Source organism: Nocardioides marmoriginsengisoli (genome assembly GCF_003725695.1).
GTDB lineage: Bacteria > Actinomycetota > Actinomycetes > Propionibacteriales > Nocardioidaceae > Marmoricola > Marmoricola marmoriginsengisoli.
In genome coordinates this window covers 1435933-1460004 of the sequence record NZ_RJSE01000007.1, presented here as the reverse complement: position 1 = coordinate 1460004, position 24072 = coordinate 1435933, and the positions used below count along the sequence as shown (strand labels likewise).

General features: G+C 69.8%; 27 protein-coding genes and 1 other RNA gene. 6 read left to right on the top strand and 22 right to left on the bottom strand.

All coding sequences use genetic code 11. The annotated features are described in order from the left end of the window. Positions 1 to 74: 74 nt before the first annotated feature. On the top strand, positions 75 to 797 hold the full coding sequence (locus tag EFK50_RS15515) for a TetR/AcrR family transcriptional regulator (RefSeq protein ID WP_123228407.1): 723 nt from the start codon (positions 75 to 77) through the stop codon (positions 795 to 797). Between the two features lie 5 nt (positions 798 to 802). Here the strand turns inward: EFK50_RS15515 and EFK50_RS15510 are convergent, their stop codons facing one another. After that, positions 803 to 1837, bottom strand: a complete 1035-nt coding sequence (locus EFK50_RS15510; protein ID WP_183407854.1) for a DUF3048 domain-containing protein — start codon at positions 1835 to 1837, stop codon at positions 803 to 805. Positions 1838 to 1921: 84 nt separating this feature from the next. Then, entirely contained in the window at positions 1922 to 2680 is a 759-nt protein-coding gene (locus EFK50_RS15505) for a glucose 1-dehydrogenase (protein ID WP_123228405.1), read from the bottom strand. 129 nt (positions 2681 to 2809) lie between these two features. On the opposite strand from EFK50_RS15505, the gene EFK50_RS15500 reads away from it, so the two are divergent. Further along, complete coding sequence (locus EFK50_RS15500; RefSeq protein ID WP_148046194.1) at positions 2810 to 3913, top strand: phosphatase PAP2 family protein; 1104 nt, start codon at positions 2810 to 2812, stop codon at positions 3911 to 3913. Here the strand turns inward: EFK50_RS15500 and EFK50_RS15495 are convergent. The 4 genes from EFK50_RS15495 to EFK50_RS15480 are packed head-to-tail and all read right to left on the bottom strand — an operon-like array spanning position 3880 to position 6149. After that, positions 3880 to 4290, bottom strand: a complete 411-nt coding sequence (locus EFK50_RS15495; RefSeq protein ID WP_123228403.1) for an HIT family protein — start codon at positions 4288 to 4290, stop codon at positions 3880 to 3882. The genes EFK50_RS15500 and EFK50_RS15495 overlap by 34 nt on opposite strands. 9 nt (positions 4291 to 4299) lie before the next feature. After that, complete coding sequence (locus EFK50_RS22730) at positions 4300 to 4692, bottom strand: type II toxin-antitoxin system VapC family toxin (protein ID WP_281274043.1); 393 nt, start codon at positions 4690 to 4692, stop codon at positions 4300 to 4302. A gap of 5 nt (positions 4693 to 4697) precedes the next feature. Continuing rightward, the gene (locus EFK50_RS15485) at positions 4698 to 4964 is read right to left on the bottom strand and encodes a FitA-like ribbon-helix-helix domain-containing protein (protein ID WP_123228402.1); all 267 of its coding nucleotides are present in this window, start codon (positions 4962 to 4964) and stop codon (positions 4698 to 4700) included. Between the two features lie 9 nt (positions 4965 to 4973). Further along, entirely contained in the window at positions 4974 to 6149 is a 1176-nt protein-coding gene (locus EFK50_RS15480; protein WP_123228401.1) for a benzoate/H(+) symporter BenE family transporter, read from the bottom strand. Positions 6150 to 6217: 68 nt separating this feature from the next. Here EFK50_RS15480 and EFK50_RS15475 point away from each other — a divergent pair, with 68 nt between their 5' ends. Then, the gene (locus tag EFK50_RS15475; protein WP_123228400.1) at positions 6218 to 7006 is read left to right on the top strand and encodes an MBL fold metallo-hydrolase; all 789 of its coding nucleotides are present in this window, start codon (positions 6218 to 6220) and stop codon (positions 7004 to 7006) included. Between the two features lie 8 nt (positions 7007 to 7014). Here EFK50_RS15475 and EFK50_RS15470 read toward each other — a convergent pair whose 3' ends face one another. The 5 genes from EFK50_RS15470 to EFK50_RS15450 are packed head-to-tail and all read right to left on the bottom strand — an operon-like array spanning position 7015 to position 9899. Then, positions 7015 to 7479, bottom strand: coding sequence for an SRPBCC domain-containing protein (locus EFK50_RS15470; RefSeq protein ID WP_123228399.1), 465 nt, complete (start codon positions 7477 to 7479; stop codon positions 7015 to 7017). A gap of 10 nt (positions 7480 to 7489) precedes the next feature. After that, positions 7490 to 8134, bottom strand: coding sequence for a dihydrofolate reductase family protein (locus EFK50_RS15465; protein WP_123228398.1), 645 nt, complete (start codon positions 8132 to 8134; stop codon positions 7490 to 7492). Positions 8135 to 8138: 4 nt separating this feature from the next. Beyond that, positions 8139 to 8474, bottom strand: a complete 336-nt coding sequence (locus EFK50_RS15460; RefSeq protein WP_123228397.1) for an ArsR/SmtB family transcription factor — start codon at positions 8472 to 8474, stop codon at positions 8139 to 8141. Positions 8475 to 8529: 55 nt separating this feature from the next. Further along, complete coding sequence (locus EFK50_RS15455; protein WP_123228396.1) at positions 8530 to 9381, bottom strand: hypothetical protein; 852 nt, start codon at positions 9379 to 9381, stop codon at positions 8530 to 8532. Next, positions 9378 to 9899: a SigE family RNA polymerase sigma factor gene (locus tag EFK50_RS15450; protein WP_246004170.1), complete on the bottom strand. Its 522-nt coding sequence runs from the start codon at positions 9897 to 9899 to the stop codon at positions 9378 to 9380. The genes EFK50_RS15455 and EFK50_RS15450 overlap by 4 nt, the downstream gene beginning before the upstream one ends. Before the next feature lie 145 nt (positions 9900 to 10044). Here EFK50_RS15450 and EFK50_RS15445 point away from each other — a divergent pair, with 145 nt between their 5' ends. Together EFK50_RS15445 and EFK50_RS15440 are read left to right on the top strand one after the other, a co-directional pair. Further along, the gene (locus EFK50_RS15445) at positions 10045 to 10653 is read left to right on the top strand and encodes a TetR/AcrR family transcriptional regulator (RefSeq protein WP_123228394.1); all 609 of its coding nucleotides are present in this window, start codon (positions 10045 to 10047) and stop codon (positions 10651 to 10653) included. A gap of 68 nt (positions 10654 to 10721) precedes the next feature. After that, positions 10722 to 12023: a flavin monoamine oxidase family protein gene (locus EFK50_RS15440; protein ID WP_123228393.1), complete on the top strand. Its 1302-nt coding sequence runs from the start codon at positions 10722 to 10724 to the stop codon at positions 12021 to 12023. A gap of 91 nt (positions 12024 to 12114) precedes the next feature. On the opposite strand, the gene ssrA is transcribed toward EFK50_RS15440, so the two are convergent. The 9 genes from ssrA to ftsE all read right to left on the bottom strand — a co-directional run bounded on the left by ssrA (position 12115) and on the right by ftsE (position 20031). Then, positions 12115 to 12486: a transfer-messenger RNA gene (gene ssrA, locus EFK50_RS15435) on the bottom strand. 51 nt (positions 12487 to 12537) lie between these two features. After that, on the bottom strand, positions 12538 to 13290 hold the full coding sequence (locus EFK50_RS15430; RefSeq protein ID WP_123228392.1) for an SDR family NAD(P)-dependent oxidoreductase: 753 nt from the start codon (positions 13288 to 13290) through the stop codon (positions 12538 to 12540). Between the two features lie 173 nt (positions 13291 to 13463). Further along, positions 13464 to 14843 carry a matrixin family metalloprotease gene (locus EFK50_RS15425; RefSeq protein WP_183407852.1) on the bottom strand — a complete coding sequence of 460 codons (1380 nt, stop codon included), beginning with the start codon at positions 14841 to 14843 and terminating at the stop codon, positions 13464 to 13466. Positions 14844 to 14925: 82 nt separating this feature from the next. After that, positions 14926 to 15615, bottom strand: coding sequence for a hypothetical protein (locus EFK50_RS15420; protein ID WP_148046192.1), 690 nt, complete (start codon positions 15613 to 15615; stop codon positions 14926 to 14928). A gap of 125 nt (positions 15616 to 15740) precedes the next feature. Next, positions 15741 to 16595, bottom strand: coding sequence for an amidohydrolase family protein (locus tag EFK50_RS15415; protein ID WP_123228389.1), 855 nt, complete (start codon positions 16593 to 16595; stop codon positions 15741 to 15743). Beyond that, positions 16592 to 17068, bottom strand: coding sequence for an SsrA-binding protein SmpB (smpB, locus tag EFK50_RS15410; RefSeq protein ID WP_123228388.1), 477 nt, complete (start codon positions 17066 to 17068; stop codon positions 16592 to 16594). Before smpB ends, EFK50_RS15415 begins: the two co-directional genes overlap by 4 nt. Positions 17069 to 17079: 11 nt before the next feature. Next, a complete protein-coding gene (locus EFK50_RS15405) occupies positions 17080 to 18345 on the bottom strand; it encodes a M23 family metallopeptidase (RefSeq protein ID WP_123228387.1) in 1266 nt (421 codons plus the stop codon). Between the two features lie 57 nt (positions 18346 to 18402). Continuing rightward, entirely contained in the window at positions 18403 to 19323 is a 921-nt protein-coding gene (gene ftsX / locus EFK50_RS15400) for a permease-like cell division protein FtsX (RefSeq protein ID WP_123228386.1), read from the bottom strand. Positions 19324 to 19341: 18 nt separating this feature from the next. Beyond that, a complete protein-coding gene (gene ftsE, locus EFK50_RS15395) occupies positions 19342 to 20031 on the bottom strand; it encodes a cell division ATP-binding protein FtsE (RefSeq protein ID WP_123228385.1) in 690 nt (229 codons plus the stop codon). Between the two features lie 78 nt (positions 20032 to 20109). Between ftsE and EFK50_RS15390 the strand changes: the two genes are divergently transcribed. Further along, the gene (locus tag EFK50_RS15390) at positions 20110 to 20709 is read left to right on the top strand and encodes a hypothetical protein (protein ID WP_123228384.1); all 600 of its coding nucleotides are present in this window, start codon (positions 20110 to 20112) and stop codon (positions 20707 to 20709) included. A 3-nt stretch (positions 20710 to 20712) separates the two neighbouring features. Here the strand turns inward: EFK50_RS15390 and prfB are convergent, their stop codons facing one another. Further along, complete coding sequence (gene prfB / locus EFK50_RS15385) at positions 20713 to 21825, bottom strand: peptide chain release factor 2 (protein WP_123228383.1); 1113 nt, start codon at positions 21823 to 21825, stop codon at positions 20713 to 20715. Positions 21826 to 21879: 54 nt separating this feature from the next. Then, the gene (locus EFK50_RS15380) at positions 21880 to 24063 is read right to left on the bottom strand and encodes an Ig-like domain-containing protein (protein WP_123228382.1); all 2184 of its coding nucleotides are present in this window, start codon (positions 24061 to 24063) and stop codon (positions 21880 to 21882) included. Positions 24064 to 24072 lie beyond the last annotated feature (9 nt).

Sequence of the window (24072 nt, the reverse complement as noted above, 5' to 3'; positions counted from 1 at the left end):
CGGAGGCAATCCAGATCGGCGTTCCGCGACCGTGACGTCTCACACATACCGCCGGTCGGTTCTAGACTGAGGGAATGCCATCCCGCTCACCGGCCGAGAAGATCCGCGCCACGCTCCCCAAGGTGCCGAAGGTCCCGGTCGTCTCCCGGCGGGCGCAGTACTCGGCCTCGACCAAGCGCGCCCTGGTCGACGAAGCCCTCAAGCTCTTCACCGATCAGGGGTACGCCGCCACCAGCCTGGACGCGATCGTGACCGCCGCCCGGGTCACCAAGGGCGCGCTCTACCACCACTTCACCGGCAAGCAGGCGGTCTTCGAGGCCGTCTTCGAGCAGATCGAGGCGGATGCCTCCGCCCAGATCCGGACCGCCCTCAAGAAGTCCAAGGACCCCTGGGACAAGGCCCTGATCGGCCTGCGCGCGTTCCTGCAGATCGTCCAGGACGCGTCGTACCAGCGCGTGGTCATCCAGGAGGGTCCGGCAGTGCTCGGCTACGAGCGGTTCCGCGAGCAGGAGGAGCGCTCCAGCTACGGGCTGGTCCAGGAGATGGTGCGACTGGTCCTCGAGGACTCCGCCTACGACCTCTCCGAGGACATGCTCGAGACCTTCAGCCGGATCTTCTTCGGTGCGATGTCCGCGGCCGGGGAATCGGTCAGCACCGCGGCCAACCCGAAGGTCGCCGTGGCGCAGGTCGAGACCGCGATCGCGTTCATCCTCGCCGGTCTGCGCTCGCTCGCCGAGAGCGGCGTCGCGCTACCGGACCCCGAGGACTTGCTCCCCGACGACGAGGACGACGAGTAGCGCCGCTACTTGAAGGTGACCTTGCCGCCCTGGCTGTCGCGGGGCAGCAGCTCGATCCAGACGTGCCCGGCCGGCACCTTGAGCGGGCCGGCGGCGGTGTTCAGCACCAGCGGCGACTCACGGGTCTCCTTGGCCCAGGTGCCCCGGACGACCTGGCCGTTGTGGAAGAGCAGCAGCTGGCCCTTGCCGAAGAACAGCGTCTCCGGCACCGGGTTGCCCGCCGGATCGCGGTAGCCGGCGTCACCCTCGCGGGTCCGCAGCACCAGCACCGAGTCGGCCTTGAACTGGTCGCCGGCGCGGGCGTAGGTGTCGGTGTTCAGGTACTTCTTGCCGTTCCACTTGAACTTCGTGGTGGTGATCGGGCTGAACCGCACCGAGACGCTGGTGGCCGGTGCGACGCCGACGAAGTCGGACTCCGAGCCCCACGGCAGGTAGCTGGCCGGGACGAGCGCCTTCTTCTTCAGCGACTTCGCGAACTTCGGCAGGTCGATGAAGACGCTGTGCAGCGCGTCGTGCTCGGAGGAGTCCCGGTAGGTGCCGGCGACGCCCTCCTCGTAGAAGCGGACTCCGGCCCGGGCCAGCCGGCGCTTCGTCGGCGGAGCGGCGCCGCTGGCGACGAGCGCGGCGTGGGTCGGCGTGACGATGCCGATGTCGGAGGCGCGCGCCGAGCGGACCGGGCCGGCCTTCTTGGGGAGCTTGGAGTAGAACGCGGTCGCCAGCCGGGTGTAGCCGCCCTCGACCATCTCCTCGACCACCAGGTCCGCCGAGCCGAGCCCGTACTGCGGGTCGCTGGCCTGGGAGTTGTCGATCTTGACCACGATCACCGGGTGGTCCGGCGTCTCCGTCTCCACCGGGAGGCCGGTCAGCGGCCAGACCGCAGCGAGCTCGGTGCCGCCCTCGGTCGGCTGCGAGTCAGGACGCTCGGCCTTCTTCTCCTTGCCGCCGCAGCCGGCGAGCACCAGGCTCGCGGCGAGCAGCAGGGTCAGCGCGGTCAGGGCGCTGCGACGGGTACGGGAGGTCCGGGACGCACGTGCTCTCATGGCGCCAAGCATGACGGAGGCCCCCTCCCGAATCCGGGAGGGGGCCTCGCGTGTTGGAAAGTCGTGTGTGTTAGGTGACTTTCGTCAGATCTTGGCGCCGCCGTCGACGTACAGGGTCTGACCGGTGATGTACGACGCCTCGTCGCTGCAGAGGAATGCGGCCGCGGCGGCGATGTCCTCGGGGAAGCCGACCCGGCGGACCGGGTTCGCCTCGGCGTTGAGCTTGCGGAACTCGTCGACGTCCATCTTGAGCCGGCGAGCGGTGTCGTCGGTCATCTCGGTGGCGATGAATCCGGGCGCGATCGCGTTCACGTTCACGCCGAACGGGCCGAGCTCCAGCGCCAGGGTCTTGGTGAAGCCCTGGACGCCGGCCTTCGCGGCCGAGTAGTTCGCCTGGCCGCGGTTGCCGTTGGCGGAGATGCTCGAGAGGTTCAGGATCTTGCCGTACTTCTGGTCCACGAACGTCTTCTGCGCGGCCTTGCTCATCAGGAACGCGCCCTTGAGGTGCACGTTCATCACCGAGTCCCAGTCGTCCTCGGTGAGCTTGAAGAGCAGGTTGTCGCGGGTGATGCCGGCGTTGTTGATGATCACGTGCAGGCCGCCGAGCTCGTCGATGACCCGGGCCACGCCGGCGTCGACCGAGGCCGCGTCGGTGACGTTGACGCCCACTCCGATCGCCTGGGCGGCGCCACCGAGACCGGCTGCCGTCTCGGCCGCCTGCTCCTCGTTGATGTCGAAGATGGCGACTGCGGCGCCCTCGTCGGCGAACCGCTTGGCGGTGCCGGCGCCGATCCCGCGCGCCGCTCCGGTGATGATGGCGACGCGACCGTCGTAACGACCCATGAATGCTCCTTGTTCAGATTCGGTGTGACGCGCTCGCCCTGCGAGCGGCACCGCCACTCTAGGTCCTGCACCGCGCCGTACCGAGGTCGGTCGACGCACCTGGACCGGCAACCGCTTAGGCTGCACCCCGTGGGAAAAGCCAACTTCATGTTCGGGGGGGCGTGTGCACTCGCACTCGCAGTCGCGACGTGGGTGGTCTCCTACGTCCAGGACCTGCCGATCCGGGATCCGGACGGCGTCGTCGTACCGGCGTACATCCAGATCCCTGCGATCCTCGGACTGGCCTGGTTGCTGGACGTGCTGCCGCGCGCGATCGGTCGCAGCCGGACCGACTGGAGCGGGTTCCGGGACCGCTTCGCCGAGGTCGTCCAGGAGCGCTGGAACCGCCGGCACACCGTGTTCGCCCTCACCGGCCTGGCGACCTGGTACGTCTCGTACGCCGCGTTCCGCAACCTCAAGAGCTACGTGCCGTTCGTCAACGAGCACATCTGGGACGAGCGCCTGGAGAGGATCGACCACGCGCTCTGGTTCGGCAACGACCCGGCCAACGTGCTGCACAGCATCTTCGGCACGTCGTGGGCCGCGGAGTTCTTCTCGTTCATCTACGTCTCCTGGATCGTGCTGGTGCCGGTCTCGATCGCGATCGCGCTGATCTTCACCCGCGCGCCGGCGGCCGGTTCCTGGTACGTCACCGCGATCTCGCTGTGCTGGGGCCTGGGCGCCGTCGGCTACTTCAGCCTGCCGACCCTCGGCCCGGCGTACAGCTACCCCGCCGACTTCACCGACCTGAAGCGGACCTACACCGAGCAGCTGGTCGACAACCTGCTCCGCGACCGGATGCTGGTCGTGCCGGGGGTGCCGCCGTTCGGCGGTCCGGGCGGCGACCCGCACGGCACCAACGTGCTGCAGACGATCGCCGCGTTCCCGTCGCTGCACGTCGGGATCATGGTCACGATCTCGCTCTTCCTCACCCTGATCGTCGCGCCGAAGGCGGCCCGGATCGTCTCCTGGACCTACCTGGGGCTGACGATCGTGGCCACCATCTACTTCGGCTGGCACTTCTCGCTGGACGCGCTCGGCGGCTTCGTCCTCGGCGCCCTGGCCGTGTACCTGGCGGCGCTCGGCACCGGCAACCACGTCAACGGGATACCGAAGCTGATCGAGCGCGGAACCCGCAAGGACTTCGACGGGGACGAGGATCAGCTGAGCGAGGACGCCAGCCGGCTCGCGTAGTCCGCGGACTCGGCGGCATCGGCGTACTTCGTCCGCGGCCAGAAGAAGCCCTTGAGCCCGTCGCCCTTGGTCCGGGGTACGACGTGGCAGTGCAGGTGCGGCACGGACTGCGAGACGGTGTTGTTCATCGCCACGAATGATCCCTGGGCGCCCAGGGCGTCGAGCATCGCGGTCGCCAGCCGCTGGGCGCGCTCGAGGAACCCGTCGCGCAGCCCGGCCGGCAGGTCCGGGAGGGTGACCAGGTGCTGCCGCGGCACCAGCAGGGCGTGCCCCTTGAAGAGCGGGCGGATGTCGAGGAACGCCACGAAGTCGTCGTCGGCGAGGACGACGTCGGCCGGTGTCGCGCCGGCGGCGATGTCGCAGAAGAGGCAGGTCATCCGGTGAGGCTACTCAGGAACGACGACCTGGACACCCAGCGTCTGCGCCGCGGTCGCGAGGGGCCGGTCGAGCGTGACCAGCGGGACTCCGAGCCGGGCAGCCAGGTGGACGTAGGGAGCGTCGTAGAAGGAGAGGTTGTGGCGTCGGCCCCACACCCACGCCAGCAGGTCGGACTGGACGGCGCTGTACCGCACCCGGCGGGCAACCACTCGTTCGGCGTGCGCGTCGGCCGCCTCACGGGTCAGGTGGCCCGCTCGCTCGAATTTGCCGAGCGTGCGAAGCACCTCCAACGGTGCGTGAGACGGTGCCGCCCAGTCGAGATCGGTCTCCAGCGCCGCCCGAGCACGAGCACCCGATTCCGTGCTGTCGAGGAACGACATCGCCCAGGCCGACGCGTCCACGACGATCAACGGTCCGGCTCGGCGCGATCGATGCCGAAACCGCCGTCTCGACCCTCACGAACGATGGCCACGGGATCGAGCCCGGTCGCTGCCACGTCGATCCTGAACTCCGCAGGCGGCCAGAACAGATCCACCTTCGACCCCAGCTGCGCTTCCCGTACCACGACATCGAGCAGGTACGCCTGCATCGACTGACCGCGGGTGCGTGCCTGCTCGGCGAGCAGATCACGGATGTCGTCGGGAACGTCTCGGATCTGAAGTGCAACCGTCATGCATGCATTTTACATGCGCGGCGCAGAAGGTCGACCCAGCTTCAGAACGCCGTGCACGACCAGGCCCGCCAGCAACGCCCAGAACGCTGCCCCCACTCCCCCGAACGCCACCCCGCTGGCGGCGACGACGAACGTGACCACCGCGGCCTCGCGGCCGGTCTCGGACTCGGTCGCACCCTTCAGCGCTCCGCCCAGGGTGCCCAGCAGCGCCAGCCCGGCGACCACCTCGACGAGCCCGTGCGGAGCCGCGGAGACCACGCCGACCAAGGCGGTCGACACGGCGGCCAGGACCAGGTAGGCCCACCCGGAGGTGTACGCCGCGATCCAGCGCCGGTCACGGTCCGGGTGCGACTCCGGCGAGGCCGCCATCGCCGCGGTGATCGCGGCCAGGTTGACCGCGTGCCCGCCCGCCATCGCACCGGCCGCGGTGCCCAGGCCGGTCACCGTCATCGACTCGCGCCACGGCACCCGGTAGCCGAAGGTCGCCAGCACCGCGACGCCAGGGACGTTCTGCGAGGCCATCGTGACGACGTACAGGGGGACGGCGAGGCCGACGACCGCCTGCCAGTTCAGGGTCGGCTCGGTCCAGACGACCTGCGGCGCCAGGCTGAGGTCCGGGGCGCCGTGGTCGACGAGGTAGCCGGTGATCACCACCAGGGTGGCCACGAAGGCTCCCGGCACCGCGAGCTTCGGCGCCACCCGCAGCAGCACCACCCAGACCACCAGGATCGGGGCCACCAGGAACGGCCGGTCGAGCAGCACCCGGACCGGCTCCACGCAGATCGAGAGCAGGACGCCGGCCAGCATCGCCTGCGCGATCGGCGTCGGGATCGCCGCGATCAGGTCGCCGAGCCGGGGCCAGAGCGCGGTCAGCAGGATCAGCGCGCCGACGACCAGGAAGGCTCCGACCGCCGCGCGCCAGCCGCCTTCGACGGCGCCCGAGCTGACCAGGAGCGCGGCACCCGGGGTGGACCAGGCGAGCACCAGCGGGATCCGGTGCCTCCGGGACAGCCAGATGACGCCGACCGCCTGGGCGATCAGGAGCGCGAGCAGCCCGGAGGCCGCCTGCTCCGAGGTGGCCCCGACCGCCTGCAGCCCGGCCAGCACCACCGCGAACGAGCTGGCGAAGCCGACCAGCGCCAGCATCACCCCGGCCAGGACCGGCTGGAGTCGATCCGCTGTCATGGCAGCACCCTAGGGGCAGCTGTGGACAACGCCTGGTGATTTCTCGCGGGGTCCGATTGCATGGGCGGATGACCGAGGCCCGGATCACCCACATCGGCGGACCCACCGCGCTCCTCGAGGTCGCCGGCTGGCGGATCCTGACCGACCCGACCTTCGACCCGCCCGGCAAGCGCTACTTCTTCGGCTGGGGCACGACCTCGCGCAAGTTGGTCGGCCCGTCGATGGCGGCCGACGAGCTCGGGCCGATCGACGCGGCGCTGGTCTCGCACCACCACCACGGCGACAACCTGGACCCGTCGGCGGCGGCCCTGCTGCCCTCCTGGGGTACGACGGTCACCACCGTCAAGGGAGCGGCGAAGCTCGGTCGCGGCGCGGTCGGCCTGGCTGCGTGGGACACCTTCACCCTGGAGGCCCCGGGCAAGCCGACGATCACGATCACCGCGACGCCCTGCCGGCACGGCCCGGTCGGCAGCGACCCGATCACCGGGCCGGTGATCGGTTTCGCGCTGGCCTGGGAGGGCCAGCAGCACGGCCAGCTCTGGATCACCGGCGACACCGTGCTCTACCCGGCGCTGCGCGAGGTCCCGCAGCGGATCTCCGTCGGCACGCTGCTGCTGCACCTCGGGTCGGTCCGGTTCCGCTACCTCTCCGGCTGGCTGCGCTACACGATGGACGCCCGGGAAGGCGCCAAGCTGATCGACCTGGTGGCGCCGACGCACGTAGTCCCGGTGCACTACGAGGGCTGGTCGCACTTCCAGCAGGGTCGCGGCCCGGCCGAGCCGGTGCTGGCCACGTCGTCGTACGCGGACCGGATCAGCTGGCTCGACCCCGGCGAGGCTACGACGCTGGAGGTCTGAGGGACCGCTCACCCGAGGTGCTGGGCCAGCCTCTCCAGCAGGCCCCGGCTCCCGGCCTCGCGGTTCGGCCCGTCGGCGTGGAACCGGTCGAAGAAGACGCCGTGCTCGACGTGCGTGAACCGGGTCCCGCCGCCGTCGATCGGTTCGAGCTCCAGTGTGGCCACGGACGTCGACATGTGCACCCCGTCGAGCCACATGTCGTACGTAGTGACGATGCGGACGTGCTCGACGATGTCGGTGTAGGTCGCCTCGTACCGCGAGAGCGGACCGTCGTGGAACCTGCCCTCGGCGACGTCGCGCCCGCCGACCCGGAAGTCGAAGGCCCACTCACCGGCCACGAAGGCGTCGCCGGCACCGAACCAGTCCCGCTTCTGCGCCTCCTCGGCGAAAGCGCCCCAGACGCGTTCCACCGGAGCGGGGTAGTCACGGGTCAGGGTGAAGCCGGCGTGGGCCAGGCGTCGTTCGATCGTCACGGGTGTCCTCCTAGCGGGTGAAGGTGACGTGGGTGGTGCCGCTCTCGGCGACCTCGGAGCGGACCGCATGGGTGCGGTCGAGGCCGCGGAGGTCGTCCCAGAACCGGGTGCCCGCCCCGAGCAGGACCGGAGCGATCGCGACGTGCAGCTGATCGACCAGCCCGGCGCGCAGGAACTCCCGCGCCGTACCGACTCCGCCGCCGACGCGCACGTCCCGGCCGTCGGCAGTCGCGGTCGCCTCGGCCAGCACCTCGGCGATCGGGGCGCTGCGGAAGTGGAAGGTCGTCCCGCCCTGCATCGCGATCGGCGGGCGCGGCGCGGTGTGGCTCAGGACGTAGACCGGGCAGCCGAACGGCGGCAGGTCTCCCCACCAGCCCTTCCACTCCGGGTCGTCGGGGAACGAGTGCAGTCCGAACATGGCCGCCCCCATGATCTCGGCACCGAGGCCCTCGAAGTAGGCGGCGGCGTAGGAGTCGTCGACGCCGGTCGTGCCCTCGGCGTCGGCGTTGCCCAGGACGCGGCGCTGGAACGTGCGGGTGGCGGCATAGGCGCCGGTGAGCCGGTCCCAGTCGGCGCCCATCGGGTTGTCCGGCGTCGCCTCCCCCGCGGCGAAGCCGTCCAGCGAGATGTTCAGGTCGATACGAACGCGGGTCATGTCATCAATCCTTCGGGGTCGTGCGGGTCAGGTGGACGCCGAGCCGGTCGGCCTGGCGTTCGGCCGGCGTGCGCTGCTCGCCGAGCCACAGGTGCAGGACGTCGAGCGCTCCCGGGCGCAGGCTCACGGTGCGGACCCGTCCGTGCTTCTCCGAGGTCACCACGCCCGCGTCCTCCAGGATGCGCAGGTGCTGCAGGAGTGATGGCAGCGCCATCGAGAACGGAGCGGCCAGCTCGGAGACGACGGCCGGCGACGATGCCAGCCGCTCCACGACAGCGCGACGCGTCGGGTCCGCGAGAGCGCGGAGCACGGCGTCGAGCTCGTCGTGATACTTAGGCATATGCCTAACTATTAGCCAAGACCGCGGATCCGTCAACCCGCGCGGCCTCCTGCGGTCAGTCCTCGGGGAGGGTGAGCCGCGGACTGGCCGCGAGCGCCAGGAGCTCCGCGACGCTCGGCGTCCTCGCCGACGCGGTTCCAGAAACGACGTTGTTGCCCCAGACCCCGGCGGCGTCGACGGCGACGGCGAGTCCGTCCGCGCGCTCGGCGACGACGGCACGGCCGCCGCCGTCCTCGTAGTACACGACGACGCGGGCCTTGCGGACGCCGGCGGGGAGGGCGCCGTCGTACGGGCGCCAGCCGTCGTGGGCGAGCACGATCTGCGGCTTCTCGTCGTGCTCGGGCGCGACCACCTCCAGCTGTACGACGCCGAGCGCGTCCCCGGTCGTCCAGCCGAGCTTGGTGCCGAGGCTCGTCAGCTCCTTCGCCCGGCAGTCGTACCCCGCCTGGACGTTGTCGTTCCGCTCGCTGCCGACCGGTTCGAGGTGCCTGCCGGCCGGATCCAGGACCGCCGCCGCGGCTGCCCGATAGGAGGCGAGCGCGGCGACGACCTCGGGGGTCTCGGCGTACTCCCGTGAGCCCGACAAGGGCGTCACCCCCTGCCCCCGTCGGACGGTGATCACGCACGGGTCGGTCGTCGGTGTCGTATCCGGCGTGACGGCTCCGGACGGGCTCGCCGCCGGCTGCAGCGCCGGATCGCCGGAGCCCCGCGGGGCGAGGAGCGGCACGGTCACGGCGACGGACCCGACGGCCACGACAGCGGTCGTCAGACCGGCGACGCTCCGGGCCCGGCGACGGCGCAGCGCGAGGCGTCCGCGGCGGATGTCGAGGAGCGGGTCGGCGACCGGCACCGGCGCACGCTGGCCGAGGTCGCGGAGGCGGTCGGTGAGCACATCGAGGTCGTTCATCGGTTTTCTCCTGGGTCGTCGTGGGTGGTCGAGGTCCCGGCCAGCTCGGGACTGAGGATGCGGCGGAGCGACGCGAGCGCGGCCGAGGTCTGGCTCTTGACGGTCCCGGTCCCGACGTTGAGATCGGCTGCGGTCTCCTCGATCGAGAGCCCCCAGTAGTGGCGCAGCACCACTACCCGGCGCTGCCCGGCCGGGAGCGCTCGGAGCGCGGCCCAGAGGTCGTCGTCCTCCTCCGCTCCCAGCCCCGGGCTCGGTGAGTCCGGCGGCTCCGCGGTCGGCCGCTCCCGGCGCCACGGCCGCCGGCCCTCGTCGATGTGGCCGTTGACGAGCATCCTTCGTACGTACGCGTCGACGGTGTCGAGGCGCGACACCCGCGGCCAGGCGACGTACAGCTTGGCGAGGGTCTCCTGCACGAGGTCCTCGGCGCGGTGCGAGTCACCGCAGAGCAGCCAGGCGCTCCGGAAGAGGTGGGGACGGCGCGCCGCGACGTACGCCCCGAACTCCTCGTCCCGCAGCACGCGTCCACCCTTCTCCTCGGCCCTCATCCACCTTGACGGAAGTCGGGGCACCAAAGGTTGGCTCAAGTCTGCGCCGATCTCAGCCGCCCCCGCGACCGCCGTCTGGCTGTGCGAGGATCGCGAGCACCAGCGGAGGAGGACGAGCGTGGCGTACATCGAGGCTTCGGAGCGCAGCCGCCTGTCGGTGGCCGCCGCCCGGGCGGTGATGGCGCGCGACGGCGTGGCCGCGACCACCGTTCGTGCCGTAGCCGCCGAGGCCGGCGTCCCGCTGGGGACCCTGCAGTACGTCTTCCCCACCAAGGAGCTGCTGCTCAAGGCCGTGATCGAGGACGTGGTCGACGAGATTGCCGCTCTCCTGGCGGCGTCGCTCCCGACCGAGGGCGGACTGGCGCGAGCGATCCGGGAGGGCATGGAGGCGTTCTGGGCGACCCTGGTGACCGATCAGGTCCAGCTGCAGATCATGCAGGGCGAGCTGCTCAACTACAGCCTCCGCAAGACCGGGCACGAGCACCTGGCCCAGTGGCAGTACGACCGCTACCGCACGGTGCTCGCCGACTGGTGCGAGCGAGCCGCGACGGCCGCCGGCGAGACCACGGCGATCCCGTTCGACCGACTCGCGCGAGTGCTCCTCGCCGGCGTGGACGGACTGATCCTGCAGTACGTCTGCGAACCGGACGACCAGCGCGCGGGTGAGGACCTGGCGCTCGTCGTCGCGATGGTGGTCGACGCCGCCCGGATCGAGCCTGGTCGCTGACCCGGTCGCGGGTTGCCACGGGTGGACGTGTCGCCTAAAGTCAGTCATACGACTGACTTAGGAGCACCGTGGAAGAAGCAGCAGATGTAGTGGTGGTGGGTGCCGGCCTGTCGGGCCTGATCGCGGCACGCGAGCTCCGACGTGCCGGACTCGAGGTCCTCGTGCTGGAAGCCGCTGATCGGTGCGGCGGGCGCGCGTACTCGGTGACCTCCAGCCTCGGGTCGCGTCTCGACCTGGGCGGGCAGTGGGTGGGGCACGATCATCACCGCCTAGCGGCACTGGCGGACGAGCTCGGCGCCACTCGCTTCGTGATGCACAGCGGCCTGGCACCGAGGATCGTCGACGGCGTCGGCCGGGTGCGCCTGTTCTCACCGTCGCTCCTGACCGCAGCGGCCGCGCTCGCCCTCCTGAACCTGGCCCGCCGTACGCGCAACCCGGAGGCGTGGGCGACGACCAGCGTGCACGCCTGGCTCCAGAAGGTGCCCGGTCGCGCCCGCCGCCTGCTGGAGGTCACGGCGCTGATCTCCTGGACGGCCGACCTCGAGCGCATCTCGGTCCGCACCATGATGAGCCTCGTCCGGAAGCAGGGAGGACTCCTCACCATGCTGTCCACCAAGGGCGGAGCCCAGGACGGCCTGATCACCGAAGGAGTCGGCCACCTGGTGGACCACCTGGCCGACGACCTAGGAGACCTGGTGCGCACCGGTACGACGGTCACGACCGTCACCCGGAGCGCTGACTCCGTGACCGTGCAGACGTCGGCCGGCTCTGTTCGCGCGCGCCGCGTCGTCATCGCAGTCCCCCCGCCCACGGCCGCACGCATCGCGCACGACCCCGAGCTGCCACCGGAGCGGATCGGCCTGCAGCAGGGCACCTTCCTGGGGTCGGTGTACAAGGCGATCGCCGTCTACCCCGACCCCTTCTGGCGCACGTCGTCGACCGGCGAGCTGCTGCTGCTCGACTCCCCCGGAGTCGCGGTCTTCGACACCTCGGCACCCGGCGGACCCGGCCACCTCTGCCTCCTCGTCGGCGGCCCCGATGCTCGCGATCTCGACGACCTCGACCCGACCGAGCGCCGGGAGTCGTTGCTCGGGCGCATCGCGGAGCACCTCGGTGCCGGCGTCCTGGAACCGGCGGACTGGCACGAGAAGGCCTGGCACCTCGACCCGCACGCGGGCGGCGGGTACATCGCCATTCCGGCACGCGGATCACTCCAGGACCAGCTGCCGATGTCGGCCCGGCCGGTCGGACGGGTGCACTGGGCGGGAACCGAGACGGCCTCCGAGCATCCCGGCTACCTCGACGGCGCCATCGAGGCGGGCGAGCGGGCAGCCGGCGAGGTGGTCGCCGCGCTCGCGGGCGCGAGCTGACCTGACGCCGACCAAGGCCAGAGCCTCCCCGGCAATGCCGAGGAGGCTCTGGTTCAAGAGGGCTGGAGCCGGCGTCGCCGCCGGCCCGGCTGGGTGGAGCTGGCGGGAATCGAACCCGCGTCCTTGAGCGCCGTACCAGGTCTTCTCCGGGTGCAGTCTGCAATGGCGTGTTTCTCGGCCCCGGCGCTTGCACAGACACGTGCGCCGACGGGCTCAGCCGGGATTAAGTCCCGATCAACCCTCCCCGCGGAAGTTGATCAGCAAGCCTTCTGGATGACGCCAGGATCTGGGACGAAGGCGGATGCCCAGTCTGACGCTTCGATCACTGCTCAGGCAGCGAGAGCGAAGGAACTGCGAGTGTTGTTGGCAGTTATAGGTTTCCAACGAACGTTTACGAGATGACGTTGGCTTCTCGACCCGCTTCTCCTGGGACTAACGTCCCTAGTCGAAACCAATCAGCCCCTCTTGAGTTGTGGGACCAGTCTACGGGGCGGCGCCGAGGCAGCGCGAATGGTTAGCCGGCCAGGTGTCCCTGGTCGACGGCCTGGATGCTGCCGTGCACCGAGGCGGCGTCGTCCGACGCCAGGAACGCGATCACCGCGGCGACGCTGTCGGCGGTCATCATTCCGCGCTTCGCGGCGACCCGCATGATCAGCTCCCAGTCGGCTCCCTCGGGGACCGAGATGGTCTGCACCTGGGCGGTGTCCATCCCCCCGGGGCAGACGCAGTTCACCCGCAGCGGCGCGTTCAGGTACTCGACCGCCAGCGCCTTGGTGAGACCGACGATGCCGTGCTTGGCCGCCGTGTACGCCGCGGAGTAGGCCTCCCCCATCAGCCCGGCCACCGAGGCGACGTTGACGATGTTCCCGCCGACCTCGAGCAGGTGCGGGATCGCGGCCTGGGCGACGTAGAACGCACCGCTGAGGTTGAGCGCGATGTCGTGGGCCCACTCCTCGTCCGTGGTCTCGGTGGTGATCCGGAAGTCGTGCCGGCCGGCGTTGTTCACCACCACGTCCAGGCGCCCGTACGCCGCCACCGCGGCCGCGACCGCCGCCCGGCAGTCCGCGGGCGAGGTGATGTCGTGGGAGCCGAAGGCGACCTCACCGGGCAGGTCCGCGCAGGAAGCCGCCACCTCCGCCAGCAGCTCGGCGTTCCGCGACGCCGCGTAGACCTTCCCGCCGCCGGCCGCGAACCGGCGTACGGTCGCGGCGCCGAGGCCGGAGGATGCTCCGGTGACGAGGATGGATCGTCCGGTGAAGGAATTCATGCGCACAGCCAACCGTGTCTCCGAGCCGCTCGCAGCGAAACCACAGGGACGGATTCTGGGAGGTTGTCCACACTCTCCGAACAGCCCTGGCGCCTCGAACATCTGTTCGATAGCGTTTTCGTCATGACCACTCTCCTCGACGCACCACCGACATGAAACCGACGGCATCCACTTCACTCAGCGGGAATGACGTGCTCCGGGGTTGGTGTCGGGTCCGGCGTTGGCTCCGGGTCCGGAGTCGGGTCCGGAGTCGGATCGGGCGTCGGGGTGGGATCCGGCAGTGGATCGAGTTCCGCACCGGTCAGGTAGCTGCCGGCCAGGTCGAAGGTCCGGTCCAGTCCCGGCCCCTGGTACCTGATCGATCCGAGCACGTCGAAGCTGACGACCGGACGGCCGTACACCAGGATGCTGCGCGAGAGGTCGGTGCGGAACTGGCCGCCGTTGGACTGGTGCGCGTCCAGGTAGCCGTCGAGGCTGGCGCTCAACCAGATGCTGACGTCGACCGTCGTCCCGGCGAGCACGGCCCGGGGCTCCACGATCTCGAAGCTGTTCGGCGTCACGACCACGCTCGGCTCGCTGGCCAGGACGGCCGGCGGCACCCGGTAGACGGCCACCTGGCTGACGGCGTCGCCGACCCGGTTGGACGCGCTGACCTGGAAGCGCACCGGCGCTGCGATGTAGCCGAGCTGGGCGAGCCTGGCGAGGGAGACCGAGAACCGCGGCGTCGAGGAGGTCGCCACCGGACCTCCGAGCTCGGGCGACGACAGCGTGTACGTGACTTTCCCGGACAGCGAGGTGACGGCCGGGGTGACGATCTCGACGCGGTTCCCGACCTGGGCCGCGGTCGGCCGCTGCGGGGCGGGTGCCGGGACCAGGCATCCGGCCCGCCGGCCGAGGCGTCGCAGTCCGGCCCGGTCGCCGGCGCCGTAGTGCGCGGGGCCGCGATCGAGGACCACGGAGTTCATCACCTGCCGCCTGTCCCGGACGTCGTCGAGGCCGAGCACGTGACCGAGCTCGTGCAGCGCGACCAGGTACTGCTTGCGTGCCGACATCCGGAAGATCCGGGCGGCGTCGAAGACCACGAACCCGGACCTGGCGACCCGGAACCCGCGCGCGCTCCGCTCGGTGTCGTACCCGCCCACGGCGGCCAGCCGGGCCACCCGCGGCAGCAGCGCCGAGCGCCGCTCACCGACACCGCGGTAAGCCCAGGTGATGACGAGGTCCGCGCCGGCGGCGCGCGACACCGCACGTCCCCGGACGTCCGGAACCGCCCGGGTGGAGCCCAGGTAGCGGAACCGGATCCCGCTGGCGCGAGCGGCTTCACCGATGGCGCGACGCACCCGTTGGACCGACGCCGGGCCGGCGAGCCCGTTGGTGTTGATCCGGTAGGTGATCGGCGTGCACGGGTTCCAGCGAATCGGCTCGGACGGGCGCCCTTGCACCTGGTAGAAGCGGTAGCCCGATCCGGCTCCGACGGCCGGCGAAAAGCTCAGGACGACGGCCACGACCAGCACCAGGATTGCGGCGCCACTCGACCTACGTACCCGAGCCATAGTGCGGATCACAGCAGATGTCGCGGGCGAGCACCACCCGCGGCACACCCGCGTGACCGAGACCTACCGTTGTGTCCCGATTTCATTCGAGCATCACCACCGGACGGTGCAGCGCCTTCATGTCGTCGGCCACCAGGTCGTCCAGGCGAACGTCAGGGTCGGACATCTCTGCTCGCGGATAGCTGATGCCGCCGTTGGGCCCGTTCGACACGATGAGGCCTTGGGCGGCCGGGATCCAGAGGGGCTCGCCCGCGGGTCGGCCCGCGCCCGGATTGACCGGCGGAACGGACGCATCACCATCGAGCGGCGACAGCATCAGCGCGACGGCCGTGCCGACCGGGATCGCCTTCGCCGCATCGCGCGGCCCGGCAGCGCCGAGCAGTTGGGCGTAGACCATCCGAGACTTCGGCACCGTTCCCTTCAGCACGCCCTCCACCCGCACCGCCATCACCGTGGTCCGACCACCGGGATCGTTCTCGAACTCGCGGTAGTGCGGACCTTCCGCAAATCCCGCTACCGAACCAACGACCCCGAGCTCAAGCTGTGGGACCGGGAGGTAGTCGCGGATCGGTTGCTTCGAGGTCATCGCAAGGTTGGCAACGCTGGAGTAGAGGCCGTACGTCCGCTCCGCCGCTACCCCCGGGGCTGAGTCGACGAGCGCGGACAACGATCGTGCATCCGCCTGATGGCTGCTGTCCGGCGAGGAACCGCAGCCGGATGCTGCGAGCGCGAGGATCAGCGTGCCCGCCAGCACGCGCAGGGGTGGTTTCATCACGTCTCCATCGGTCGGGCGCCTCTAGGAAGCGGCAGCTTCGGGATCGACGAATCAGTCCCTTAGATGCTGTGACACCCAGAAACCCCGGTGAGTACGCGGATCCCGAAGAAAGTTCGGAAACGTCAGGCGCCGAACAAGCCCACCGCGTTGTGCCAGCACACCTTGGCCAGCCAGGCCTCGTCGAGACCGGGGGCGGTGCCGAGGAGGCGGGCGAGTCCTTCCAGCTGGTGGCCGTACTCGTAGGGCAGGTTCGGGAAGTCGCTGCCGTAGAGGATCTTGTCGCCCAGCGTCGCGAGGCGCGGAGCCAGCTCGTCGGGGAACGGGACGAAGAAGTCGGTGAAGACCATCGTCGTGTCCAGGTAGGTGTGCTCGTAGGCCTCGGCGAGGTCGAAGAACTCGGCGAACTCGGGGGCGCCCAGGTGCGCGACGATCACCCGGAGGTCGGGGAAGAGTCGGAGCAGCCGGGCCAGGTGCTCGGGGCCGGTGAACGCGTTGCCGACCGGCCCGGAGCCGACGTGGATCACGATCGGCGTCCCGGCCGCTTGGAGCACCTCCCAGGCCGGTGACAGGGCCGGGTCGTCGAGCAGGAACTCCCCCACCTGGTTGTGCAGCTTGAAGATCTCGACACCCTCGGCGATCGCGGCGGCGACGTACTCGCCCACGCCCGGCTCCGGGTAGAAGGTGGCCGAGCGCAGGTTCTCGGGAACCTCGGCGGCGAACTCGGCCGCCCAGGTGTTCAGGTAGGCGGCCACGCCGGGCTTGTGCGCGTAGGGCAGTGCAGAGAAGCGCCGTACGCCGAAGGAGCGCAGCTGCTCGACCCGTTCCTGGACGCTGCCGCGGTAGCGGATCGGCCACTCCCGCCCGATCTTCGGGCCGGCCTCGTCGAACTGGCGCCAGACCGCCGCCTGGATGTTCGCCGGCAGGAAGTGCACGTGCACGTCGAACAGGCCCGGGATGCCCAGGTCGCTCGGGGTCACTCAGCACCCTTCATGCGACGACCCAGCGCCTGCTGCTTCTCCCGGTCGGCCTGGCGACCGGCGAGCGCCTGCCGCTTGTCGTAGGTCTTCTTGCCGCGGGCCAGGGCGATCTCCACCTTGGCGCGGCCGTCCAGGAAGTACATCGACAGCGGCACCAAGGTGAACCCGCGCTCCTTCACCTTCGCGTCGATCTTGTCGATCTCGTGCCGGTTGAGCAGCATCTTGCGGACCCGCCGCGGCTCGTGGTTCGTCCAGGTGCCCTGGGTGTACTCCGGGATGTGCACGCCGTGCAGGAACGCCTCGCCGTCGTGGATCTCGGCGAAGCCGTCACCCAGGGTCGCGCGACCGGCGCGCAGCGACTTCACCTCGGTGCCGACGAGGACCAGTCCGGCCTCGAAGACGTCCTCGACGTGGTAGTCGTAACGCGCCTTGCGGTTCTGCGCAATCAGCTTGCGCCCTTGTTCCTTGGGCATGAGAGAGAAATCTACATGTAGTTCTGAGGGTTCACCGGGTTGCCGTTGATCATCACGGTGAAGTGCAGGTGGCAGCCGGTCGACCAGCCGGTCGTGCCGGCGTACGCGATCGTCTCGCCGCGCTTGACCTTGTCGCCGGTCCGCGCCTTGTACGAGCTGATGTGGTTGTAGATCAGCGTCATGTTCTTGCCGTTGACCTTGCCGACGTCGAGGAACAGCCGGTTGCCCCAGACGTCGGAGTAGTACTCCTCGATCACGGTGCCGCTGGCGGCGGCCCGCTCCGGGACCCCGCACGGCGCGTGGAAGTCGTCGCCGTCGTGGAGGCTGTAGTAGCCGTAGATCGGGTGCACCCGGTAGCCGTACGGCGAGGTGATGTACGAGTTCGCGACCGGCGGCAGCAGGAACCCGCCGGAGTTGCCGGAGAAGCCGTTGCCGGACTGCTGCTTGGCGCGGGCCAGGATCAGCCGCTTGATCCGGGCGTCCTCCTTCTTCAGCTGCTGCAGCTTGCGCAGGTCCACCGCCCGGGCGGCGCGCGCCTGCGAGGCCGCGGCCTGGCGCTGCGCCACGAAGCTGGCGACCTGGGCGCGGTTGGTCTCGGCCTTCTCCTCCAGCGCCTTCTTGCGCGCGAGGTTCACCGCGGCCGCCTGGCGCTGCTCGGCGACGATGGCTTTGGCCGCGGCGACCTTGCCCTTCTGGACCGTGAGCTGGTTCTGCTTCGCCTTCAGCTCGTAGAGCATGTCCGCCTGCTGATCCATCAGGTTCCCGACGGCGTGCAGCTGGGTGCCCATGTCGTTGATGTCGCGGGCGTGCAGGATCGCGGAGAGACCCAGCAGCCGCGGGTCTCCCTTCTGGAAGTTCTCCGCCACCACCAGGCTGATCTCGTCACGCTTGTTCGCGACGTCCTCGATGCCGGCGGCCAGGTCGGCCTCGGCCTGGGCGAGCGCCGCCTGGGCGGCGACCAGCTTCGCCTGCATCTGGGTGTCGAGCACCCGGGCGGCGGTCAGCTCGCCCTGGGTCTTGGCCAGCGCCTTCTGCGCGAGGGCCAGCTTGCCCTGGGCGGCGGTCAGCCGCTTCGTCGCCGCGGTGAAGGCCGAGCTGGACTCCTCCAGCGCACCGGTCGCGTTCTTCAGGCCCTTCTTCACCTGGTTCTGCTTGTCGCGCAGGTCGTCGGCCCGGGCGGAGAGCATCGCCGGCCCGGTTGCGAGCGCGACGGTGCTCAGGAATGCCAGCGTCCAGGAGACGCGACGACGGGTGTTGCGGGGAAGAGTGCGTACCACCGGTCAGCCTGTTCAAATTGGGGAAGAAGTGAACAGAGTGACGTTAACCCGCCGATCTCAGACTTTGAGGTATTTGCGGGTCATCACGAGTGTCGGGATCAGCGTGATCACGACGCCCAGCACCGAGATCGCCCCGAGCGCCTGCCCCAGATCGGCCCACCCGATCCAGTCGGTGACCTGGAAGTTGTGCCGGAGCCGGTCCCGGATCACGAACTGCATCACCGCGCCGATGGTCGCCCCGGAGAGCACGATCGCGATCGCCGCGGCCGCCAGCGTCTCCAGCAGGAACGGCAGCGAGATGTACAGCGTCGAGGCGCCGACCAGCCGCATGATGCCGATCTCCTTGCGCCGCGCGAACGCCGCCAGCCGGATCGTGTTGCCGACCTGCAGGATCGCGGCCATCAGCAGGAACGCCGCGATCGAGATCGCGCCCCACTTCATCCAGGTGATCGCGTTGTAGATCGGTTGCAGCACGGTCCGCAGGTCCTCGACCGCCTCGACGCCGTCCATGCCCTTGAGCGCGCTCTCGACCTCGAGGTAGTTCCGCGGGTTCTTCAGCGTGACCCGGTAGGACTCCTGCATGTCGTCGGCGGTCACCACCGAGGAGATCGTCGAGTCCTTGTCGTCGGTGATGTAGACCCGCTTGAAGATCGCGAAGGCCTCGTCCTTGGTCCGGAAGTCGTAGGTGTCGACCTCGGGGTGGGACTTGAGGACGTCCTCGATCGCCGACTTCTGCGCCTGGTCCGCCTCGCCCGAGGTGCAGTGCTCCTTCTTGATGTTCGCGTCGTTGCACAGGTAGACGGTGATCTGCAGCCGGCTCCCCCAGTACTTCTCGGTCTTGTCGGCCTGGGCGTTCAGCAGCAGGCCCATCCCGACCAGGGTCAGCGAGATGAAGATGGTCACGACGACCGCGATGGTCATCGAGACGTTGCGCTGGAGCCCGATCCGGGTTTCCGTGAAGACATACTTCAGTTGCATAGCTGCAGTGCAGCCTTTCTAGTGCTGGAACCCGTAGACACCACGGGACTGGTCACGGACGACGGTGCCGTCGGACAGCTCGATCACCCGCTTGCGCATCTGGTCCACGATGCCGGCGTCGTGGGTCGCCATCACCACCGTGGTGCCGGTCCGGTTGATCCGGTCCAGGAGCTTCATGATCCCGACGCTGGTCGTCGGGTCGAGGTTTCCGGTGGGCTCGTCGGCGATCAGGATCATCGGCCGGTTCACGAACGCGCGGGCGATCGCCACCCGCTGCTGCTCGCCACCGGAGAGCTCGTCGGGCATCCGGTCACCCTTGCCCTCCAGGCCGACCAGCTCCAGGGTCTCCGGTACGACGGCCGCGATGTGGCTGCGCGGCTTGCCGATCACCTGGAGTGCGAACGCGACGTTCTCGGCGACGGTCTTGTTCGGCAGCAACCGGAAGTCCTGGAAGACGGTGCCGATCTTGCGGCGCAGCGCCGGCACCTTCCAGCTCGCCATCCGGTTGATCTCCTTGCCGGCGACGTAGACCCGGCCGTCGTTGGGCCGTGCCTCCCGGATCACCAGGCGCAGGAAGGTCGACTTGCCCGACCCGGAGGCGCCGACGAGGAAGACGAACTCGCCCTTCTCGACATCGACGTTCACGTTGGAGAGGGCGGCGCGGTTCTGGCCGGGGTACGTGGTGGAGACGTTCTCGAATCTGATCACAGTGCTCCCGAGTTTAGGCGAGCCGGTTCAACCTGCCCGGGACGCAGGCGGCTTCGGTGTTTCGTCTACCGTCTCTGCATGCGCACCCGCCGACTCGTCACGCTGGCGCTGGTCGCCGTGACAGTGCTCGCGGGCTGCAGCGACGGCGATCCGGCGGCACCCGTCTCGTCGGCGCCTCGGGCGATCAAGGACCTCGATCCGGCCTCGATGAGCCTGGTCCGGGTCGAGTTCTGCGACCTGGTGCCGGTCGCGGCCGTCCGAACGGCCCTGGGCAGCGAGCCGCGCACACCCGACGAGTGGCGCAACGGCGATCCGATCCCGGGCGGCGGCCCGGGCGGGATCGGCCACGAGTTCGGCTGCTCCTGGACCTCGCCCGCCGGACGGATCGCCCGCGCCTGGGTCTTCGCCCGGCCGATCGCGCCGGCGTACGCCCGGACGCTGGTCCGAGCGGCCGGCCGGAAGACGGGCTGCACGACGACGGCCAGCGCCTTCGGCGAACCCGGCCTCCTCCAGTCCTGCTCCGGACCGGGCAAGAGCCTGGTGGCGCGGCACGCCGGTCTCTTCCAGGACACCTGGCTGAGCTGCGAGGTGACTCAGACGAGCACCCGCAAGGCGGTCACGGCGCGTGCCGACGCCTGGTGCTCCGCGGTCGCCTCGGCGCTGGACACCAGCAAGTAGGCGTCAGTCCTTCAGCTCGGCCCCGCGGCGCCAGCGGATCCCGGCCTCCAGGAAGGCGTCGATGTCGCCGTCCAGGACGGACTGCGGGTTGCCGGACTCGTACTCGGTGCGCAGGTCCTTGACCATCTGGTAAGGGTTCAGCACGTAGTTGCGCATCTGGTCGCCCCAGCTGGCCTGGACGTCGCCCTTGAGCTCGTCGAGGTGCGCCTTCTCCTCGGCCTTCTTCAGGGCGAGCAGCTTGGCCTTCAGGACCACCATCGCGGAGGCCTTGTTCTGCAGCTGCGACTTCTCGTTCTGGCAGGACACCACGACGCCGGTCGGCAGGTGGGTCAGCCGGACCGCGGAGTCGGTGGTGTTGACCGACTGGCCGCCGGGGCCGCCCGACCTGTACACGTCGACCCGGATGTCCTCGTCGGGGATGTCGATCTCGTCGGTCTGCTCCAGCACCGGGACCACCTCGACCGCGGCGAAGCTGGTCTGCCGGCGGCCCTGGTTGTCGAACGGGCTGATCCGGACCAGGCGGTGGGTGCCGGCCTCGACCGAGAGCGTCCCGTAGGCGTACGGCGCGTGCACCGCGAAGGTCGCGGACTTCAGGCCGGCCTCCTCGGCGTACGAGGTGTCGAAGACCTCGACCGGGTAGCCGTTGCGCTCGGCCCAGCGGGTGTACATCCGCATCAGCATCTCGGTGAAGTCGGCGGCATCGACGCCGCCCGCGCCGGCCCGGAGGCTGACGATCGCCTCGCGGGCGTCGTACTCGCCGGAGAGCAGGGTGCGGACCTCGAGGGTCTCGACCGCCTTGGCGATCCGGTCCAGCTCGTAGTCGGCGTCCGCCAGCGCGGACTCGTCCGCCTCCTCGGTCGCCATTTCGAACATCAGCTCCACGTCCTCGAGCCGGGTGCTCAGCGCGGTGAAGCGGTCGAGCTCGCCCTGCAGCGTGGAGAGCCGGCCGGTCACGCGCTGGGCGTTGGCCTGGTCGTCCCACAGGTTCGGGTCGGCGACGTCTTCGCCCAGGCTCGCGATCTCCACCCGCATGGCGTCGAGGTCGAGCACCTTGCCGATCGTGCCCATGGTCGCCTGGAGCTGCTTGATCTCGGAGTCGTAGTCGCGTGTAGCCACAAGAGAGAAGGTTACCTGGCTCGCCAGGCAACCTTCTCTCTTGCTGGGCCGCAGCTAGCGCTTGACGGTGATCGCCTTGCCCGCGGCGGTGGCCGCCAGGTACTTGGCGTCACCCGCGTACCCGATCGCGACCTTCCAGCCGCCCTTGGCCAGCTTCGGCACCGTGACGGTCACGACGCCGGCCTTCAGGGTGCCGACGACCTTCTTCTTCGCGGCACCCTTGCTGAGCGTCAAGGTCACCTTGCCGGTGGCCTTGACCAGGCCGGCCGGGGTCGCCACCGTCACCTTGTAGGTACCGGCCTTCTTCGAGGTCGGCACCTTCACCGCGGCGCCCGAAGCCTTGGCCTTCGCCTTGGCAACGGTCAGCGTTCCGGCCTTGGAGAACGACACGATCTGGTCGTCACCGGCGTAGCTGACCGTGAACGGGTACGAGCCCGGCACCAGCTTGGCCACGGTGAAGACCGCCGCGTTCTGCGCGACCTGCACCGGGTACGACGCCCCGCCGACCGTGAGGGTGGCGGTGCCTGCGGGGAGCCGGCCGAACTTGTTGGCGATCGCCACCGTGATCTTCGGCGCCGTGCCGTAGGCGACCGTCGGAGCCGTCACCGTCTGGGTGGAGACGACCGCGCCCGGGAGCCCGCCGAAGAAGTCGTCCAGCTTGGCCAGCGCGTCCTGGGCGAACGTCACGTTGTCGCGCGCCTGGGAGAGCTGGGTGGCCTGCGGAGCGGTCAGCGTGGACTCGTCGGCCGGGATCGGGAAGCTCAGGCCGAGCTGCGCCGACGGCTTGGTGAACCACCACTCAGACATGTACTCCCGGAAGGTCGGCAGGCCGGTCGAGGCGTCCAGGTTCTGCTGGATCCACTGCCGCTTCACGGCGGTGCTCGACGGGTTGGTGCCGGTCCCGCGCTGGTAGTTGATCAGGAACGGCACCTGGAGCTTGCGGACCACGTCGGGGAACGCGGCCAGGTCGCCGTTCGGGTAGTAGGAGACCCGGCTCCCGGTGTTCGGGTCGTACTCGGTGACCAGGTTGCGGAACGAGGACCGGACCACGTCGCCGTACACGTACGACGGACGGAAGTTGAAGGTCGAGCCGCTGTTGGCGTTGTCCCGGACGTGGATCGGGTTGGACCCGCCGTTGGTGCCGTTGGTGGTGCCGCCGTCGAGGACCAGGTCGAAGTTGTAGACCGTGGTGACGCCGTTCTCCTGGGCCTCCTCGTTCACGTGCTTGAGCACGGCCCGGGTGTTGTGGCACCAGGTCCCGCCGAAGAGCAGCACGAAGTTCTTGTCCGCGGTGTCCTTGATGCTCAGCAGGTGCAGCAGCTCGGGGTAGGTGATCTGCTTGACCCGCCAGCCGTCGGCGTTGTCGGCGTCGTCGAGGATGTTGCCGCCGTACCGGGCGTCATCGGTGTAGGAGAGGTCGTGCTTCCGGTTGGCCGCGTCCTTCCACCAGTGGAACTGGTCCAGCTGGTCGATCGCCGCGGCGCCGCCGGTGACGCCGGCGAGCGCCGCCGTCACGGCGGTGCCGACCGAACCGGTGGCGGTCGCGGAGAGGTTGACGCCCTTGACGATCTTGTCGGCCTGACCGCCCGAGGTGTTGTCCTTGTCGTAGACGAAGAACACGTCGTCGGCTGCCGCCACCGGCGGTGCCGCCGGGCTGCTGCGGTAGTCCCACAGCGGGTCGACCGCGTCGTTGACTACGGTGTCGTCGGCGCTGACCGTGGCGGTGGTCTGAGCGGCGTTCGGCACCGACTTGATGCCGTTGCCGAGGTACTGGCCCAGCGCGTTCTTCCAGATGTTGCCGTAGATCGTCTGCGACCCCGTCGCCAGGTTGATGCCGCCCGGGTTGCGGGTGTCGAGGTTCTTGACCCCGGTCTGACCGGTCAGGTTCGGGTCGAACCAGTAGACCTTGACCGCACCCGCTGCCTTGGCTGCGGCCTCGGCGGCGACCACCTTGGCCGGGAAGTCGGCGTCAGCGGCCGAGCCGATCAGGAACGCGTACTGGCCGGACTGCTGGAGCAGCCACTGGAAGCGGTCGTAGGTGACCGTCTCCAGGACCGGGCTCGCCGACAGGCCCGGGAAGGTGTCGGAGAGGTAGGTGGTGTCGACCGCGGTGGCGGCGCCCCGGACCGGGGCGGCTCCGCTGGTGGCGGCGAGGGCGCCGGCGGCCAGGGGGCTGCCGGCGACCGCGAGGCCGAGGGTCGCGGCGACCAGGCGGCGCCGCAGGTGGGTGGTGCTCATGACAAGGGA

Bases quoted from the DNA above. Each gene is read 5' to 3' on its own strand.
- EFK50_RS15515 (WP_123228407.1), top strand. From the start codon at position 75: ATGCCATCCCGCTCACCGGCCGAGAAGATCCGCGCCACGCTCCCCAAG.
- EFK50_RS15510 (WP_183407854.1), bottom strand. From the start codon at position 1,837: ATGAGAGCACGTGCGTCCCGGACCTCCCGTACCCGTCGCAGCGCCCTG.
- EFK50_RS15505 (WP_123228405.1), bottom strand. From the start codon at position 2,680: ATGGGTCGTTACGACGGTCGCGTCGCCATCATCACCGGAGCGGCGCGC.
- EFK50_RS15495 (WP_123228403.1), bottom strand. From the start codon at position 4,290: ATGACCTGCCTCTTCTGCGACATCGCCGCCGGCGCGACACCGGCCGAC.
- EFK50_RS15485 (WP_123228402.1), bottom strand. From the start codon at position 4,964: ATGACGGTTGCACTTCAGATCCGAGACGTTCCCGACGACATCCGTGAT.
- EFK50_RS15480 (WP_123228401.1), bottom strand. From the start codon at position 6,149: ATGACAGCGGATCGACTCCAGCCGGTCCTGGCCGGGGTGATGCTGGCG.
- EFK50_RS15475 (WP_123228400.1), top strand. From the start codon at position 6,218: ATGACCGAGGCCCGGATCACCCACATCGGCGGACCCACCGCGCTCCTC.
- EFK50_RS15465 (WP_123228398.1), bottom strand. From the start codon at position 8,134: ATGACCCGCGTTCGTATCGACCTGAACATCTCGCTGGACGGCTTCGCC.
- EFK50_RS15460 (WP_123228397.1), bottom strand. From the start codon at position 8,474: ATGCCTAAGTATCACGACGAGCTCGACGCCGTGCTCCGCGCTCTCGCG.
- EFK50_RS15455 (WP_123228396.1), bottom strand. From the start codon at position 9,381: ATGAACGACCTCGATGTGCTCACCGACCGCCTCCGCGACCTCGGCCAG.
- EFK50_RS15430 (WP_123228392.1), bottom strand. From the start codon at position 13,290: ATGAATTCCTTCACCGGACGATCCATCCTCGTCACCGGAGCATCCTCC.
- EFK50_RS15425 (WP_183407852.1), bottom strand. From the start codon at position 14,843: ATGGCTCGGGTACGTAGGTCGAGTGGCGCCGCAATCCTGGTGCTGGTC.
- EFK50_RS15420 (WP_148046192.1), bottom strand. From the start codon at position 15,615: ATGAAACCACCCCTGCGCGTGCTGGCGGGCACGCTGATCCTCGCGCTC.
- smpB (WP_123228388.1), bottom strand. From the start codon at position 17,068: ATGCCCAAGGAACAAGGGCGCAAGCTGATTGCGCAGAACCGCAAGGCG.
- ftsX (WP_123228386.1), bottom strand. From the start codon at position 19,323: ATGCAACTGAAGTATGTCTTCACGGAAACCCGGATCGGGCTCCAGCGC.
- EFK50_RS15390 (WP_123228384.1), top strand. From the start codon at position 20,110: ATGCGCACCCGCCGACTCGTCACGCTGGCGCTGGTCGCCGTGACAGTG.
- EFK50_RS15380 (WP_123228382.1), bottom strand. From the start codon at position 24,063: ATGAGCACCACCCACCTGCGGCGCCGCCTGGTCGCCGCGACCCTCGGC.